Below are 16,663 nucleotides of genomic sequence, written 5' to 3' on the forward strand. Positions count from 1 at the left end.
CCGAGTTCCAGCCCTGGAATGCAGTCACTTGTGGGAGCTGGCTTGCCTGCGATAGGCACCACTGGATTTAAAGCCCTACTTCTCAGGCATCGGCATCGGAAACGGCATCACATTGCTCACGCCTCGCGCCTCGCTGATCTTCGGCGTACCCAGGCGCTCGACTTCATCGATGCGCACGATCGAATGCATTGGCACAAAACTGCGCACCACGCCTTCGAACTGAGCCTTGAGCTTTTCTTCGCCCGGGTCGACGACCAACTGCGTGCGCTCGCCAAAGACGAACTCTTCCACCTCCAGAAAACCCCACAGATCACTTTGATAGATCTGCTTGGCGTACATTTCGAACACCTGGCCCTGGTTGAGAAAAATCACCTTGTAGATTGGAGCTTCACGTTTGGTCATGGTGGGCGAGCAACACATCGCGGATATAAAAGAGGGCGCGAACTATAGCATGGCACCCGATGCACAACGCTAGGAACCAATGGACATGCCCCCTATAATGCGCGGTTCTTTACCACCAGTTGACGATTCCCATGGCCAAGAAGCTTTATATCGAAACCCACGGTTGCCAGATGAACGAGTACGACAGCTCGCGCATGGTCGACCTGCTGGGCGAACACCAGGCCCTGGAAGTCACCGCCCGCGCCGAAGATGCCGACGTGATCCTGCTCAATACCTGCTCGATCCGCGAAAGGGCCCAGGACCGTGTGTACTCGCAACTGGGCCGCTGGCGCGAACTGAAACTGGCCAACCCGGACATGGTGATCGCCGTCGGCGGTTGCGTGGCCAGCCAGGAAGGCGCGGCGATCCGCGACCGCGCGCCCTATGTCGACGTGGTGTTCGGCCCGCAGACCTTGCACCGCCTGCCGGAAATGATCGACGCGGCACGCATCACCAAATTGCCGCAGGTGGACGTGTCGTTTCCCGAAATCGAAAAATTCGACCACCTGCCCGAGCCGCGCATCGACGGGCCGAGCGCCTATGTGTCGGTGATGGAAGGCTGCAGCAAGTACTGCACCTTCTGCGTGGTGCCCTACACCCGCGGTGAAGAAGTCAGCCGGCCCTTTGACGACGTGCTGGCGGAAATCATCCACCTGGCGGAAAACGGCGTGCGCGAAGTGACCCTGCTGGGCCAGAACGTCAACGGCTATCGCGGCCACACTCAAGACGGACGCCTGGCCGACCTTGCCGAACTGATCCGCGTTGTGGCGGCGGTGGATGGCATCGAGCGCATTCGCTACACCACCTCGCACCCGCTGGAGTTCTCCGACAGCCTGATCCAGGCTCACGCCGAGGTGCCGGAACTGGTCAAGCACCTGCACCTGCCGGTGCAATCGGGCTCGGACCGCATCCTGTCGGCGATGAAACGCAACCACACCGCTCTGGAATACAAATCCAAACTGCGCAAACTGCGCGCGGCGGTGCCAGGCATCTGCATCAGCTCGGACTTTATCGTGGGCTTTCCCGGCGAAACCGAGAAAGACTTCCAGCAGACCATGAAGCTGATCGAGGACGTGGGTTTTGACTTCTCCTACTCGTTCGTCTACAGCCAGCGCCCCGGCACCCCGGCCGCCGACCTGCTCGACGAAACCCCGGAAGCGCTGAAAAAGGAACGCCTGAATGCGCTGCAACATCGGCTCAACCAGCAGGGCTTCGAGATCAGCCGACAAATGGTCGGCTCCACCCAACGGATTCTGGTCACCGATTACTCGAAAAAAGACCCGGGCGAATTGCAGGGCCGCACCGAGAACAACCGGATCGTCAACTTCCGTTGCGATAACCCGATGCTGATCGGCCAGTTCGCCGATGTGCACATTGATGCGGCGCAACCACACTCGTTGCGCGGATCGCTGGTGAACTGATTGCCCTGACCTGATGAAGATCAAAATGTGGGAGCTGGCTTGCCTGCGATAGCGGTGGGCCAGTTAACACTATTGGCACTGACACACCGCAATCGCAGGCAAGCCAGCTCCCACAGTGGATTTTCATGGTTCTTGAGATTAAGCCAGCCTATATAAGTGCTTTCGCACGCCGAGCACTGGCGCTATCCTCTCCTTCACCTCAACAGCCAAAGGGCGGCTAAAAGCGACCTTGAACGCACCTACAGTAGAACCCCATCGTTTTATCCTCGAGCCGTTTGAGGCTCGCCGCTTCGCCAATCTGTGCGGACAGTTCGACGAGCACCTGCGCCTGATCGAACAACGCATGAGCATCGAGATCCGCAATCGCGGCAATCAGTTCGAGCTCATTGGTGAACCCCAGCACACCACCTCGGCAGAAAACCTGCTGCGCCGTCTCTACCGCGAGACCAAAGGCAGCGAGCTGTCGCCGGAAACCGTGCACCTGTACCTGCAGGAGTCGGCGGTGGAAGACCTGGCCAACAATCCGGTGGCCGAAGCCAGCGTGGCCCTGCGTACCAAAAAAGGCATGATTCGCCCGCGCGGCTTGAATCAGCAGAAGTACGTCAAGGAAATCCTCGGCAACGACATCAACTTCGGCATCGGCCCGGCCGGCACCGGCAAGACCTACCTGGCCGTGGCCTGCGCCGTCGACGCCCTGGAGCGCGAGCAAGTGCGCCGCATCCTGCTGGTGCGCCCGGCGGTCGAGGCCGGCGAGAAGCTCGGGTTCCTGCCCGGTGACCTCGCACAGAAGATCGACCCGTACCTGCGCCCGCTCTACGACGCGCTTTACGAAATGCTCGGCTTTGAATACGTGGCCAAGCTGATCGAACGCCAGGTGATCGAGATCGCCCCGCTCGCCTACATGCGCGGGCGCACCCTTAACAACAGCTTCATCATCCTCGACGAAAGCCAGAACACCACCGTTGAACAGATGAAGATGTTCCTCACCCGTATCGGTTTCGGCTCCACCGCCGTGATCACCGGCGACATCACCCAGGTCGACCTGCCCAAGGGCACCAAGTCGGGCCTGGGTCAGGTGATCGAAGTGCTCAAGGACGTGCCCGGCATCAGCTTCACGCATTTCATGCCCAAGGACGTGGTGCGTCACCCGCTGGTGCAGCGCATCGTCGAGGCCTACGAGCGCTTCGAACACCGCGACGACGGCCTGACCAGGGACGTGCGCCGCGATGCTTGAGCTGGACCTGCAACTGGCGACCGACGCGCCCGCCCCCAGCGAAGCGCAATTTCGCACCTGGTGCGCCCTGGCCCTGCGCCAGCGCACCGCTGATTCGGAACTGACCATCCGTCTGGTGGACGAGGCCGAAGGCCGCGAGCTGAATCACACCTGGCGACACAAGGACTACGCGACCAACGTGCTGTCCTTCCCCGCCGACGTGCCCGACGAACTGCTGGATATCCCATTGCTGGGCGATCTGGTGATTTGCGTCGCGGTGGTCGAGCGTGAGGCGCAGGAACAAGGCAAGGAACTTGAGGCCCACTGGGCCCATCTAGTCATTCATGGCTGCTTGCATCTGTTGGGTTACGACCATATAGACGATGACGAAGCCGAAGAAATGGAAGCACTGGAACGAACGTTGCTTGCAGAGTTGGGTCATCCTGACCCCTATGCAGATGACGAAGCTTGAACATCACCTACTAACTGTAACGATAAAGGATTCAGAGTAATCGCTATGAGCGAAGACCGATCGAGCAACGGGCAGAAGTCATGGCTGGGTAAATTGACCCAGGCTTTTGCCCACGAGCCGAAAAACCGCCAGGAGCTGCTGGAGCTGCTGCGCGAGGCCCACCAGAACAAGTTGCTGGACAGCGAAGCGCTGGCCATCGTCGAAGGCGCCATCCAGGTGGCTGACCTGCAGGTTCGCGACATCATGGTGCCGCGCTCGCAGATGATCAGCATCAAGGCGACCCAGACCCCACGGGAATTCCTCCCGGCCGTGATCGACTCGGCGCACTCGCGCTACCCGGTGATCGGTGAAAGCCATGACGACGTCATGGGTGTCCTGCTGGCCAAGGACCTGCTGCCGCTGATCCTCAAGGAGAACGGCGACAACTTCAACATCAAGGACCTGCTGCGCCCGGCCACCTTCGTGCCTGAATCCAAGCGCCTGAATGTGCTGTTGCGCGAGTTTCGCGCCAACCACAATCACATGGCCATTGTGATCGACGAATACGGCGGCGTGGCGGGCCTGGTGACCATCGAAGACGTGCTCGAACAGATCGTCGGCGACATCGAAGACGAACACGACGTCGAAGAAGACAGCTACATCAAGCCGCTGCCCAGCGGCGATTTCCTGGTCAAGGCGCTGACGCCCATCGAGAACTTCAATGAGTTCTTCGACAGCGAGTTCTCCGACGATGAATTCGACACCGTTGGCGGCCTGGTGATGAGCGCGTTCGGGCACCTGCCCAAGCGTAACGAAACCACCGAGATTGGCGCGTACCGCTTTCGCATCCTGAATGCCGACAGCCGCCGTATCCACTTGATTCGCCTGACACCTATTGCCCGCTAAGGACTGACATGCGCCGTCTCACCGCTCCCGGCTGGCCCGGTAATCTGCTGGCCGTGGTGGCCGGCGCCATCACCACCCTGGCGCTGGCGCCGTTCGACATCTGGCCGCTGGCGCTGGTGGCGGTTGGATTGTTCTATGTCGGCCTGCGGGAATTAACGCCTCGTCAGGCCCTGGGCCGAGGCTGGTGCTTCGGTTTCGGCCTGTTTGGCGCCGGCACCAGCTGGATCTACTACAGCATCCACCACTTCGGCGGCGCGTCAGTGCTGCTGGCGGGCTTTTTGATGCTGCTGTTCACCGCCGCAATCGCCTGGTTCTTCGCCCTGCCCGCCTGGCTGTGGGCACGCTGGCTGCGTCGCAATGAGGCGCCCCTGGCGGATGCGCTGACGTTTGCCGCGTTATGGGTCGGCCAGGAAGCGTTTCGTGGCTGGTTCCTCACCGGCTTCCCGTGGCTTTACTCCGGCTACAGTCAACTGGACGGCCCGCTGACCGGCCTGGCACCCATGGGTGGAATGTGGCTGATTTCGTTTGCGCTGGCGCTGACCGCAGCGCTGCTGTGCAACCTGCCGCGCCTGCTGGCGACCAAGCGCAACGCCTTCATCGGCGCGGGCCTGGCGTTGCTGGTCGCGCCCTGGGCGATCGGCCTGGCACTCAAACATCACGCCTGGACCACGCCCTCCGGTGCGCCGCTGAGCGTGGCCGCGATCCAGGGCAACATCGAACAAAGCATGAAGTGGGATCCGCAGCAGCTGACCGCCCAGCTCGCGCTGTACCGCGACATGAGCTTGAGCTCCAAGCCGGTTGATTTGCTGGTATGGCCGGAGACGGCGGTGCCAGTGCTCAAGGAATCCGTCGAAGGCTATCTGGACATGATGGGCAAGTTCGCCGCCGATCGGCACACCGCGCTGATCACCGGGGTGCCGATTCGCCAGGAAGTGCGTCACGAGAAGCGCTATTTCAATGGCATCACCGTGGTGGGCGAAGGCGACGGTACTTATCTCAAACAGAAACTGGTGCCCTTCGGCGAGTACGTGCCGCTGCAGGACATGCTACGCGGGCTGATTGCCTTCTTCGACCTGCCGATGTCGGATTTCGCCCGTGGCCCGGCGGACCAGCCGCTGTTGCAGGCCAAGGGCTACCAGATTGCGCCGTTCATTTGCTACGAAGTGGTGTACCCGGAATTTGCCGCCGGCCTGTCGGCCCGCAGCGACTTACTGCTGACCATCAGCAATGACACCTGGTTTGGCCGTTCCATCGGCCCATTGCAGCACCTGCAAATGGCGCAGATGCGCGCCCTGGAGGCCGGTCGCTGGATGATCCGCGCCACCAACAACGGCGTGACCGCACTGATCAACCCGTTCGGGCAGATTACCGCGCAGATCCCGCAGTTCGAACGCGGCACTCTTTATGGCGAAGTGGTGCCAATGCACCAGCTCACGCCGTATCTGCAATGGCGCTCGTGGCCGTTGATCATTGCGTGCCTGATGCTGTTTGGCTGGGCGTTGCTGGCGGGCCGAATGTCCAAAACCGTCTAATTGACCAACCCGAAACCAATGTGGGAGGGGGATTGCTCCCTCCCACATTTCAGATTGGTGGTGTTACTTGTAAAACAATCGATACCCCACCTGCCCCACTGCCTCATTCAACAAATACCCGCTCTGCCATATCGACTTGAACTCCGGCATCCAGCCACCCAACGGCCGCGCATTGTCCACGCCGAGAAAGCCGACCGGCGCTGGCACCACGGTGAAACCGGCCTTTTCAAAGCTCCACACCGAGCGCGGCATGTGCCAGGCCTGGGTCACCACCACCACGCGCTTGATACCTTGGGGCAATAGAATCTCGGCGCTCATCTGCGCGTTTTCCCAGGTGGTTCGGCTGCGCTCTTCTTTCCAACGCACGTTGACGCCGAAATCATCCTGCATCGACACGGCCATCAGCTCTGCCTCGCTGGGCGGCGTGCCGTAGTGCAGTCCACCGGTGGTCAGCACCGGCAGCCCGGATGCCTTGGCCAATCGCGCCGCATAACGCTGACGCTCCAGCCCGATACCGGTCGGCTGGTCCGAGCCCCAGGCAGGGTCACCGCGTTCGCGGCCCGAACCCAATATCACAATGGCATCTGCACGCTGGGCCAGGGTAGACCAGTCCTCACGGGCCAACGGTGGCACGGTCTCCAGCGCCCGCGCGCTCCACTCCACCACCACCGGCAGGCTCATCAGCCACAACCCGCCCAAGCCCAGGGCAAAACAGCAACCGGCCAGGCGCGGGCGGGTGCGTCGCAACCACCAGCCAAGGGCCAGCAACAGCAAGAGAATGCCGGGCGGCAGCAACAATTGTTTGATGAAATAGCGAATAGGCATCGAGCATCTCCATGGATGCCCGAAGCCTAAGGTGTATCAGGGGTCAGCGCCAAGCTTTACACGGCGCGTGCATCACTTGAACCGTTCGGCCCGATGGGAAGCCGGACCGCGCCCGCGCGCTGCATCCTTGAGCCACACCACGTTGGACGATTGTGTCGGCGCGCTGGGTGGCGGGGAAGCCACACCGCGAGGCGTCGAGCGTTCGTTTTTTTCCAGGTAAGCCTTGATCAGTTCCAGCTCTGCGCGGCTCAAGCCACGCAGCTCCAGCTCGACGGGTCGTTCATCACGCAATCGACCCGCAGTGCTGGCGGCGTCCAACGCACGACCCAGGCGGTCGATCAGTCCCTGGTAGACATCCGGTTTGGTTAACATTCGCTGCGATTTGACCATCCCCTCACCTCATTGAAGATAAGACTCGCTCCCCACTCAACAGCGTAGACCCAGTGGCCGGGCCTGCCTGACGCCGCGACAGACGGCCAGGCCTGCGCAATCAGGGTTTCCCTCGATAGAGTGGGCTCATGTATGCTACGGCGCTTCCTGTAACTCCACTTCCCGCAGGGTTTGGGCACGGACACGCCGCTTTTTGGTGTCGCTCGACTTGAACGCTGCACCGAAGAGGATTAGGCCACCCCTATTCAGTTCAAAAGTAGCCATGCACGAACATTACCAGCCCCGTGAAATCGAAAATGCCGCACAAACCTTCTGGGACGCGCAAAAGTCCTTTGAAGTCAGCGAACAACCAGGCAAGGAGACTTACTACTGCCTGTCGATGTTCCCTTACCCCAGCGGCAAGCTACATATGGGGCACGTGCGTAACTACACCATCGGCGACGTGATCTCGCGCTATCAGCGCATGCTCGGCAAAAACGTCCTGCAACCCATGGGTTGGGACGCCTTCGGCATGCCGGCGGAAAACGCCGCGATGAAGAACAACGTAGCGCCCGCCAAGTGGACCTACGAAAACATCGCCTACATGAAGACCCAGCTGCGCAGCCTGGGCCTGGCGGTAGACTGGTCCCGCGAAGTGACCACCTGCAAGCCGGACTACTACCGCTGGGAACAATGGCTGTTCACTCGCCTGTTCGAAAAAGGCGTGATCTACCGCAAGAACGGCACCGTGAACTGGGACCCGGTCGACCAGACCGTACTGGCCAACGAGCAGGTGATCGACGGTCGCGGCTGGCGTTCCGGCGCGGTCATCGAAAAGCGCCAGATCCCAATGTACTACTTCAAGATCACTGCCTACGCCGATGAGCTGCTGTCGAGCCTCGACGACCTGCCGGGCTGGCCTGAACAGGTCAAGACCATGCAGCGCAACTGGATCGGCAAATCCAAGGGCATGGAAGTGCAGTTCCCGTACCACGTCGAGTCCATCGGCGAAGCGGGCGCGCTCAAGGTTTTCACCACCCGCCCCGACACCCTGATGGGCGCGACCTACGTCGCCGTAGCCGCCGAACACCCGCTGGCCACCCAGGCCGCACAGAACAACCCTGAGCTTTCGGCGTTCATCGCTGAATGCAAAGGCGGCAGCGTGGCCGAGGCCGACGTCGCCACCCAGGAGAAAAAAGGCCTGCCGACCGGGCTGTTCGTCGAACACCCACTCACCGGTGAAAAACTGCCGGTGTGGGTCGCCAACTACGTGCTGATGCACTACGGCGACGGCGCCGTAATGGCCGTACCGGCGCACGACGAGCGTGATTTCGAATTCGCCACCAAGTACGACCTGCCGATCAAATCGGTGGTGCGCAGCAGCTCGGGCGATACCAACCCCGCGCCATGGCAAGACGCCTACGGCGAGCACGGTACCCTGATCAACTCCGGCGAGTTCGACGGCCTGGACTTTGCCGGCGCCTTCGACGCCATTGAAGTCGCGCTGATCAAGAAAAACCTCGGTGCCTCGCGCACCCAGTTCCGCCTGCGCGACTGGGGCATCAGCCGCCAGCGCTACTGGGGCTGCCCGATCCCGATCATCCACTGCGACACCTGCGGCGACGTGCCGGTGCCGGAAGACCAGTTGCCGGTCGTGCTGCCTGAAGACGTGGTGCCCGATGGCGCAGGCTCCCCGCTGGCCCGCATGCCCGAGTTCTACGAGTGCGCCTGCCCCAAATGCGGCGCGCCGGCCAAGCGTGAAACCGACACCATGGACACCTTCGTCGAGTCGTCCTGGTACTACGCCCGCTACGCCTCGCCGCACTATCAAGGCGGCCTGGTGGAAAAATCCGCAGCCGACCATTGGTTGCCAGTGGATCAGTACATCGGCGGTATCGAACACGCCATCCTGCACCTGCTCTATGCGCGCTTCTTCCACAAGTTGATGCGTGACGAAGGCCTGGTGAGTTCCGATGAACCGTTCAAGAACCTGCTGACCCAGGGCATGGTGATCGCCGAGACCTACTATCGCCGCGAAGCCAATGGCGCCTACACCTGGTTCAACCCGGCGGACGTGGAACTCGAGCGCGACAGCAAGGCGAAGGTCATCAGCGCCAAACTGAAATCCGACGGCCTGCCGGTGGAAATCGGCGGCACCGAGAAAATGGCCAAGTCCAAGAACAACGGCGTCGACCCGCAGTCGATGATCGACCAGTTCGGCGCTGACACCTGCCGCCTGTTCATGATGTTCGCCTCGCCGCCCGACATGAGCGCCGAATGGTCCGACTCCGGCGTCGAAGGCTCGCACCGCTTCCTCAAGCGCGTATGGCGCCTGGCCCACGCCCATGTCAGCCAGGGCCTGCCCGGCACGCTGAACGTGGCCGCGCTGAATGACGAGCAGAAAGCCATTCGCCGCAGCACCCACCTGGCCATCAAGCAAGCCGGTCAGGACGTGGGCCAGCACCACAAATTCAACACCGCCATCGCCCAGGTGATGACGCTGATGAACGTGCTGGAAAAAGCCCCGCAAGCCACCGAGCAGGACCGCGCATTGATCCAGGAGGGCCTGGAAACGGTTACCCTGTTGCTCGCCCCGATCACGCCGCACATCAGCCATGAATTGTGGAGCCGGTTGGGCCACAGCGAAGCGGTCATCGATGCGCGCTGGCCGGTGCAGGATGACAGCGCCCTGGTGCAGGACACGTTGCAACTGGTCATCCAGGTCAACGGCAAACTGCGCGGCCAGATCGACATGCCCGCCAGTGCCAGCCGCGAAGAGGTTGAAGCGGCGGCGCGGGTCAACGAGAACGTGCTGCGCTTTACCGAAGGCCTGACGATCCGCAAAGTGATCGTAGTGCCGGGCAAACTGGTCAATATCGTCGCCAGCTAAATCGGATCGGGCGCAAGGCTTGAGCCTTGCGCCGAACTAAACCTTCAGGGCCTCGATAAGGCCCGCCTGGTTTCAAGGGGAGCAACAAAAATGATCAAACGCAATTTGCTGGTGATGGGCCTTGCCGTGCTGCTGAGCGCATGCGGCTTCCAGTTGCGCGGCACCGGCACCAATGAACTGGCGATCAAGGAATGGGACGTCAGCGCCCGCAACGCCTACGGCGAAACCGTGACACAACTGCGTCAGGTGCTGGAAGGCAGCGGCGCGCGCATCTACACCGGCGCGCCCTACAAGCTGTTCCTGGCCGACGAGCGCGACACCCAGCGTAACCTGAGCTACGCCAGCGCCGGCCGTGCCTCGGACATCGAGCTGAGCACCGAGCTGACCTTTGAAATCCAGGGCCGTGACAAGCTGCCGTTGATGAGTGACAAGATCCAGGTGCAGAAGGTCGTCAGCCACGACGGCAATAACCTGGTAGGTTCTGACTCGCAAATCATTCAGGTACGCAAGGAAATGCGGCGTGATCTGGTCCAGCGCATGGTCCTGCGCCTGTCGCTGCTGACTCCGCAACAACTTGAGACATTGCAGCAACGCGCTGACGACAAGGCCAAGGCTGACGCCGATGCGCTGAAAGCGGCGCAAGAGTACGAAAACAACACGCCGAAACAATCGCCTGTTGAAGTCCCTGTCGAGTAAGCCAGACGGGGCGCCCCAGGCGCCCCGTTCGCCCCGCCTATGAAACTCGCCCCCGCCCAACTCGCCAAACACCTGCAAGGCGGCCTCGCGCCTGTGTACATCGTCAGCGGCGACGACCCGCTGCTGTGCCAGGAAGCGGCGGACGCCATTCGCAGCGCCGCACGCCAGCAAGGTTTCGATGAGCGCCAGGTGTTCAGCGCCGATGCCAGTTTCGACTGGGGCACGCTGCTGCAAGCCGGCGCCAGCATGTCGCTGTTTGCCGAAAAGCGCCTGCTGGAACTGCGCCTGCCCTCGGGCAAGCCCGGCGACAAGGGTGCGGCGGCGTTGATGGAATACTGTGCACGGCCTGCCGAAGACACGGTGTTGCTGATCAGCCTGCCCAAGCTCGACGGCAGTGCGCAGAAAACCAAGTGGGGCAAGGCGCTGGTCGAGGGTGCACAAACCCAGTTCATTCAGATCTGGCCGGTGGACAGCAATCAGCTACCGCAATGGATTCGTCAACGCCTGTCCCAATCAGGGCTGTCGGCGACGCAGGACGCTGTGGAGCTGATCGCAGCGCGGGTGGAGGGCAACCTGCTGGCTGCCGCCCAGGAGATCGAAAAGCTCAAGTTGATGGCTGAAGACGGGCAAATTACCGTCGAAACCGTGCAAGGTGCGGTGGCCGACAGCGCGCGCTTTGACGTGTTCGGGCTGGTGGACGCGATCCTCAACGGCGAGCCGGCCCATGCCCTGCGCATGCTCGAAGGCTTGCGCGGCGAAGGGGTGGAGCCGCCGGTGATTCTATGGGCCCTGGCCCGGGAGCTGCGGGTATTGGCTAATATCGCCCTGCAATACAGCCAGGGCACGCCGCTGGACAAATGCTTCAGCCAGGCCCGCCCACCGGTGTGGGACAAGCGCAAGCCCCTGATGAGCAAAGCCCTGCAACGGCACACGGCGCAACGCTGGGCGCAGTTGTTGCTGGAGGCGCAGCGTATCGATGCGCAGATCAAAGGCCAGGCGGCAGGCTCGCCCTGGATGAGCTTGAGCCGTTTGTCGCTGTTGATGGCCGGCCAGCGCCTCACACTGCCCGCCGAATAACCCCTCGCATTTGATCTGTATTTACAATTCTCAGGCTTTACAGCCCCGCCGATTCGGCCGATTATTTGCGCCGTTCCACCCGTCCATTGAGAGTACTCATCATGAGCAAAAAGCCATCCAAGCATGGCCCCAACAAGGCCAAATCCATCATCGCCCAGCCATTGTTCCGCAGCCGACAGGAACGCGCCGGCAAGGGCAAAGGCAGCTACCGCCGCGAAGCCTTCCAGTCTGACAGCTGGGAGGCTTCTTACTTTCTGGCTGCCTGAAGGCAAGCGCCCCTCCGGCATGATAAGGTCTGCACTTGATTTGTAACCCCTGGACCTGTGCATGCCCTCTAGCCTTTCCCGTCGTTGGCACCTGCGCCAATTGATTGCTGCCTCCAGCCTTGTTCTGCTTGTCGCCTGCGCCGAGAAACCCACCGCCGCCGACGCCCAGCCTTTGCCGAAAATCCAGAGCGTGCCGGCCGTTGCGCCTGCCGTGGTTGCACCTTTGGCGGTGGACAATCTTGATATCCAGCCCACCCAGACCTTTGCCGAATGGCAGGCCGGGTTCCGCGTGGACGCGCTGAAAGCCGGGATCACCCCCGCCGTCTTTGATAATGCCTTCGCCAACGTCACCCCCGACATGGCGGTGATTCGCGCCGACCGCAGCCAGCCGGAGTTTTCCCGGCCAGTCTGGGAATACCTCGACGGCGCCCTGTCGGCAGTGCGCGTGCGCAATGGTCAGGCGCTGCTGATCAAGTACGCCGATATCCTGCAGAGCATCGAGCAACGCTATGGCGTGGACCGTCAGGCGCTGGTCTCGGTATGGGGCATGGAGAGTAATTTCGGCGCGTTCCAGGGTAATAACTCGGTCATCCGCTCCCTGGCCACGCTGGCCTATGAGGGCCGTCGCCCGGCATTTGCCCAGGCGCAATTGCTCGCCGCGCTGCAGATCATCCAGCATGGCGATATCCAGGCCGACCAGATGAAAGGCTCCTGGGCCGGCGCCATGGGCCAGACCCAATTTATCCCGACCACCTACAACACCCATGCCGTGGACTTCGATGGCGACGGTCGCCGCGATATCTGGAACAGCCCGGCCGATGCCCTCGCCTCCACCGCGCATTACCTGCAGAGCTCCGGCTGGCAGAAAGGCCAGCCATGGGGTTTCGAGGTAAAACAACTGCCGGTCAACTTCGATTACGCCCTGGCCGACGGCAGCGTGCGCAAAAGCGTGGCCGAATGGTTGAAACTTGGCATTCAATTACCGCCGGGGGCGAGCATGCCGCCCAACGTCGACCAACTGTCCGCCGCCCTGCTGCTGCCGGCCGGTTACCGTGGCCCGGCCTTCCTGGTGCTGGATAACTTCCGCGCGATCCTCAAGTACAACAACTCCTCTTCCTACGCGCTCGCGGTGGGTCTGCTGTCGGAGCGGTTCGGTGGCGCAGGGGTGATTCGCGGAGAGTGGCCCAAGGACGAATTGCCGTTGAGCCGTTCCCAGCGCATCGACCTGCAGGCGGCGCTGACCGCCAAGGGCTATGACGCAGGCAACCCGGACGGGATCATCGGTGCGAATACACGCAAGGCAATTCGCGCGGCGCAGCAGGCGCTGGGCTGGCCGGCGGATGGCTATGCGACGGTGAAGTTGCTGGAATCGTTGCAAAACAGGTAGATCTGTCTCAAGGCGACTATCGCTATCGCAGTTCAAGCCAGCTCCCACAGGGGAATGCATTTCAACTGTGGGAGCTGGCTTGCCCGCGATGAAGGCCTCACAGGTGACGACTATTTAAAGACCACCTCCTGCTCCAGCACCACCCGCTGCTCCCCCGCATCCAGGCGAACCAATGCGCCCAGCGGCAAGGTCAGATTCGGATCGCAGTGCCCACTGCGCCAGCCGGACAGTACCGGAACGCCCAGCGGCGCGAAGGTTTGCTTCAACAGCCGCTCCAACGCCATGCTGTCCACCCCTGCCACATCCCCTACCAATACGCCTGCCACCTGCGCCAGCTTGCCGGCCAGGCGCAAGTGCGTCAGCAGACGGTCGATGCGGTAGATCGGCTCGTTGACGTCCTCGATAAACAGGATGATGCCTTGCGCGTCGATCTCGAATGGCGTGCCCATCACTGCGGCGATCATCGACAGGTTTCCGCCCTGCAAGCGCCCACGGGCGATGCCAGGCTCCAGGGTGGTCAGCGGGAAGGCCACCGGGTGCGCCAACTCACTGCCAGCGCCCAGCTGGCCGCGCAGCAGGCTGAACAACGATGATTCGGTGGGCGGCTGCTTGTCGCCCAGCAGATCGGCATTGAGCATCGGCCCGTGGAAGGTCACGAAGCCCGCATACCGGTTGATCGCCAGGTGCAAGGCGGTGATGTCGCTGTAGCCGACAAAGGGTTTGGGGTTGGCGCGCAGCAGGCCGAAGTCCAGGCTGTCAAGCAGGCGCGGCGTACCGTAGCCGCCGCGCAGGCAGAAGATGGCGTCGATATCGGGATCGGCGAAGGCGGCGTGGAGGTCAGCGAGGCGGGTTTTATCGCTGCCGGCGAGGTAGCCGTCACGCTCGTACACACCCGGGTAGGTGCGCAGACCATAGCCGCGATTGCGCATCCACTGTTCGGCTTTTTCGACGTGCAGCGCGGCAGGCCCGGCCGGAGCGATCAGGGCGATGGTGCCTTCGGGGCGCAATGCGGGTACGGCGGCGTTCATCCATGTTCTCCATGCAAAAAGTGGGAGGGGGCTTGCTCCCGATAGCGGTGTGACAGTCAATACATCAGGTGACTGAAACACCGCTATCGGAAGCAAGCCCCCTCCCACATTGGCCCTTCCTGCACTTCGGGCCTGCGGTGCTACTCAGCGCTCTAGGCGGAAACCAGGCTGGCCTTGACCAGTTTGGCCTGCTCGTCGGCGTGGTACGACGAACGTACCAACGGGCCCGATGCCACGTTCTTGAAGCCCATCTTGTAGCCTTCCTCGGCGAACCAGGCGAAAACGTCCGGGTGCACGAAACGCTGCACCGGCAAGTGGCTGCGCGACGGTTGCAGGTACTGGCCGAGGGTCAGCATGTCGATGTCGTGTTCGCGCATGCGCTTCATAACTTCGATCACTTCTTCATCGGTTTCGCCCAGGCCCAGCATCAGGCCGGATTTGGTCGGGATATGCGGCATAATCTGCTTGAACTTCTGCAGCAGGGTCAGCGACCACTGGTAGTCCGAACCCGGACGCGCGGCCTTGTACAGGCGCGGCACGGTTTCCAGGTTGTGGTTGAACACATCCGGTGGCTCGGCGGCGGTGATTTCCAGCGCCACGTCCATGCGGCCACGGTAGTCCGGCACCAGGGTTTCAAGCATCACGTTCGGCGACAGCTTGCGGATTTCGCGGATGCAGTCGGCGAAGTGCTGGGCACCGCCGTCACGCAGGTCGTCGCGGTCCACCGAGGTGATCACCACGTATTTGAGCTTGAGGTCGGCGATGGCGATGGCCAGGCTTTCCGGCTCGTTCACGTCCAGCGGCTTCGGACGGCCATGGCCCACGTCGCAGAACGGGCAGCGGCGGGTGCAGATGTCACCCATGATCATAAAGGTGGCAGTGCCGCCGGAGAAGCATTCACCCAGGTTCGGGCAGGACGCCTCTTCGCACACGCTGTGCAGCTTGTGTTTGCGCAGCAGCGCCTTGATACGGTCGACTTCCGGCGAGACCGGGATGCGCACGCGGATCCAGTCGGGTTTCTTCGGAAGTTCGGTGGTGGGAATGATCTTGACCGGGATGCGTGCAACCTTTTCGGCGCCACGCAGCTTGACGCCGGCTTCCACCTTGGCACGCGGGGCCGGGGCCGGACGCTCGGTGATGTCCAGCGTCGGGATCATGGTTTGCACTGCATCAGTAGTCATAATCAGTCGATTCCGCCCGTGAGGGTCGTCTGCTCAGCATAGTCGAGGTGTTTGACGAGCTGCGCGCGCAGCCGGGCACTTACCTCGGCAAATTTAATCGGTGTGGCGTGCTCGCTCAGTTGCGTCATCGCAAGCCCCGCATAACCACAGGGGTTGATGCGACGAAATGGCGCCAGGTCCATGTCCACATTCAGCGCCAGGCCATGAAAGGAACAACCATGGCGAATGCGCAACCCCAGCGAGGCGATTTTTGCGCCGTTCACATACACGCCGGGGGCATCGGGCTTGGCGGCGGCGCTCACGCCATAACTGGCCAGCAGCTCGATCAGGCACGCCTCCATGCGGCTGACCAGATCGCGCACGCCAAAGCCCAGCTTGCGCACATCCAGCAGCAGGTAAGCCACCAGTTGGCCGGGACCATGGTAAGTCACTTGACCACCTCGGTCGACCTGCACCACTGGAATATCACCTGGCACCAGCAAGTGCTCGGCTTTGCCGGCCTGCCCCTGGGTGAACACCGGCGGGTGTTCCACCAGCCAGATCTCGTCCGGTGCCGAGGTGCCGCGCTCGTTGGTGAAACGCTGCATGGCATGCCATACGGGCTCATAGGCCATCTGGCCAAGCTCGCGAAAGCCCAGTACGGCGGGCATCACAACACCATGTGCACGAAGCCGGTGGCCCGCAGTTCACTGTTGATGTCGTAGAGTTGTTCCTGACCGGTCGCAACGATGTGCAACTGGATCGTGGTGTATTTACCGTTGGTGCTCGAACGCTCGTCCACCCGGTTGTCGTTGATCGTCGCGTGTTTACGCACGATCTCGAGGATCTTGTCCTTGTTGCCTGCACCGGTATCGCTGATCACCTTGACGGGGTAGTCCGTCACCGGGAATTCGATCTTTGGCGCCTTTACTTCTTTATCGGTCATGGCAGAACAGCCTCGTAAGCGGTAAGCCGTGGCGACGGGCAAAGCCCCGCGTCGG

17 protein-coding genes are annotated in these 16,663 nt (G+C 61.9%); 10 read left to right on the forward strand and 7 right to left on the reverse strand.

What is annotated here, in order from left to right; all coding sequences use genetic code 11:
- Window positions 1-75 precede the first annotated feature (75 nt).
- A complete protein-coding gene (locus H045_RS17390; protein ID WP_003236992.1) occupies window positions 76-402 on the reverse strand; it encodes a DUF1820 family protein in 327 nt (108 codons plus the stop codon).
- A gap of 131 nt (window positions 403-533) precedes the next feature.
- On the opposite strand from H045_RS17390, the gene miaB reads away from it, so the two are divergent.
- The 5 genes from miaB to lnt all read left to right on the forward strand — a co-directional run bounded on the left by miaB (window position 534) and on the right by lnt (window position 5,964).
- Window positions 534-1,862 (forward strand): tRNA (N6-isopentenyl adenosine(37)-C2)-methylthiotransferase MiaB, encoded by a 1,329-nt coding sequence (gene miaB / locus H045_RS17395; protein WP_003236994.1) that lies wholly within the window; start codon window positions 534-536, stop codon window positions 1,860-1,862.
- Between the two features lie 229 nt (window positions 1,863-2,091).
- Window positions 2,092-3,096 carry a PhoH family protein gene (locus H045_RS17400; protein WP_003236996.1) on the forward strand — a complete coding sequence of 335 codons (1,005 nt, stop codon included), beginning with the start codon at window positions 2,092-2,094 and terminating at the stop codon, window positions 3,094-3,096.
- Complete coding sequence (ybeY, locus tag H045_RS17405; protein WP_003236998.1) at window positions 3,089-3,547, forward strand: rRNA maturation RNase YbeY; 459 nt, start codon at window positions 3,089-3,091, stop codon at window positions 3,545-3,547. Before H045_RS17400 ends, ybeY begins: the two co-directional genes overlap by 8 nt.
- A 45-nt stretch (window positions 3,548-3,592) precedes the next feature.
- The gene (locus H045_RS17410; RefSeq protein WP_015373027.1) at window positions 3,593-4,432 is read left to right on the forward strand and encodes an HlyC/CorC family transporter; all 840 of its coding nucleotides are present in this window, start codon (window positions 3,593-3,595) and stop codon (window positions 4,430-4,432) included.
- 8 nt (window positions 4,433-4,440) lie between these two features.
- Window positions 4,441-5,964: an apolipoprotein N-acyltransferase gene (gene lnt / locus H045_RS17415; RefSeq protein ID WP_015373028.1), complete on the forward strand. Its 1,524-nt coding sequence runs from the start codon at window positions 4,441-4,443 to the stop codon at window positions 5,962-5,964.
- 63 nt (window positions 5,965-6,027) lie between these two features.
- On the opposite strand, the gene H045_RS17420 is transcribed toward lnt, so the two are convergent.
- Window positions 6,028-6,789: a YdcF family protein gene (locus tag H045_RS17420; RefSeq protein WP_003237007.1), complete on the reverse strand. Its 762-nt coding sequence runs from the start codon at window positions 6,787-6,789 to the stop codon at window positions 6,028-6,030.
- Between the two features lie 72 nt (window positions 6,790-6,861).
- Window positions 6,862-7,179, reverse strand: a complete 318-nt coding sequence (locus H045_RS17425) for a hypothetical protein (RefSeq protein ID WP_003237009.1) — start codon at window positions 7,177-7,179, stop codon at window positions 6,862-6,864.
- Window positions 7,180-7,441: 262 nt separating this feature from the next.
- On the opposite strand from H045_RS17425, the gene leuS reads away from it, so the two are divergent.
- The 5 genes from leuS (at window position 7,442) to H045_RS17450 (ending at window position 13,474) form a co-directional block, all read left to right on the forward strand.
- Complete coding sequence (gene leuS / locus H045_RS17430) at window positions 7,442-10,048, forward strand: leucine--tRNA ligase (protein ID WP_015373029.1); 2,607 nt, start codon at window positions 7,442-7,444, stop codon at window positions 10,046-10,048.
- A 90-nt stretch (window positions 10,049-10,138) separates the two neighbouring features.
- On the forward strand, window positions 10,139-10,744 hold the full coding sequence (locus H045_RS17435; RefSeq protein WP_003237012.1) for an LPS-assembly lipoprotein LptE: 606 nt from the start codon (window positions 10,139-10,141) through the stop codon (window positions 10,742-10,744).
- Between the two features lie 39 nt (window positions 10,745-10,783).
- Window positions 10,784-11,821, forward strand: coding sequence for a DNA polymerase III subunit delta (gene holA / locus H045_RS17440; RefSeq protein WP_003237014.1), 1,038 nt, complete (start codon window positions 10,784-10,786; stop codon window positions 11,819-11,821).
- 101 nt (window positions 11,822-11,922) lie between these two features.
- Complete coding sequence (gene arfA / locus H045_RS17445) at window positions 11,923-12,087, forward strand: alternative ribosome rescue factor ArfA (protein WP_003237016.1); 165 nt, start codon at window positions 11,923-11,925, stop codon at window positions 12,085-12,087.
- Window positions 12,088-12,148: 61 nt separating this feature from the next.
- Window positions 12,149-13,474, forward strand: coding sequence for a lytic murein transglycosylase (locus tag H045_RS17450; RefSeq protein WP_003237018.1), 1,326 nt, complete (start codon window positions 12,149-12,151; stop codon window positions 13,472-13,474).
- A gap of 110 nt (window positions 13,475-13,584) precedes the next feature.
- Here H045_RS17450 and H045_RS17455 read toward each other — a convergent pair whose 3' ends face one another.
- From H045_RS17455 to H045_RS17470, 4 genes are all read right to left on the reverse strand, one after another.
- Window positions 13,585-14,502, reverse strand: a complete 918-nt coding sequence (locus H045_RS17455) for a S66 peptidase family protein (RefSeq protein ID WP_015373030.1) — start codon at window positions 14,500-14,502, stop codon at window positions 13,585-13,587.
- Between the two features lie 152 nt (window positions 14,503-14,654).
- Complete coding sequence (gene lipA, locus H045_RS17460; RefSeq protein WP_015373031.1) at window positions 14,655-15,659, reverse strand: lipoyl synthase; 1,005 nt, start codon at window positions 15,657-15,659, stop codon at window positions 14,655-14,657.
- Between the two features lie 26 nt (window positions 15,660-15,685).
- On the reverse strand, window positions 15,686-16,333 hold the full coding sequence (lipB, locus tag H045_RS17465; RefSeq protein ID WP_003237025.1) for a lipoyl(octanoyl) transferase LipB: 648 nt from the start codon (window positions 16,331-16,333) through the stop codon (window positions 15,686-15,688).
- Window positions 16,333-16,608: a DUF493 domain-containing protein gene (locus tag H045_RS17470; RefSeq protein ID WP_003237028.1), complete on the reverse strand. Its 276-nt coding sequence runs from the start codon at window positions 16,606-16,608 to the stop codon at window positions 16,333-16,335. Before H045_RS17470 ends, lipB begins: the two co-directional genes overlap by 1 nt.
- Between the last annotated feature and the right edge of the window lie 55 nt (window positions 16,609-16,663).

Origin of the sequence: Pseudomonas poae RE*1-1-14, assembly GCF_000336465.1 — a bacterium.
Taxonomy (GTDB): Bacteria; Pseudomonadota; Gammaproteobacteria; order Pseudomonadales; family Pseudomonadaceae; genus Aquipseudomonas; species Aquipseudomonas poae.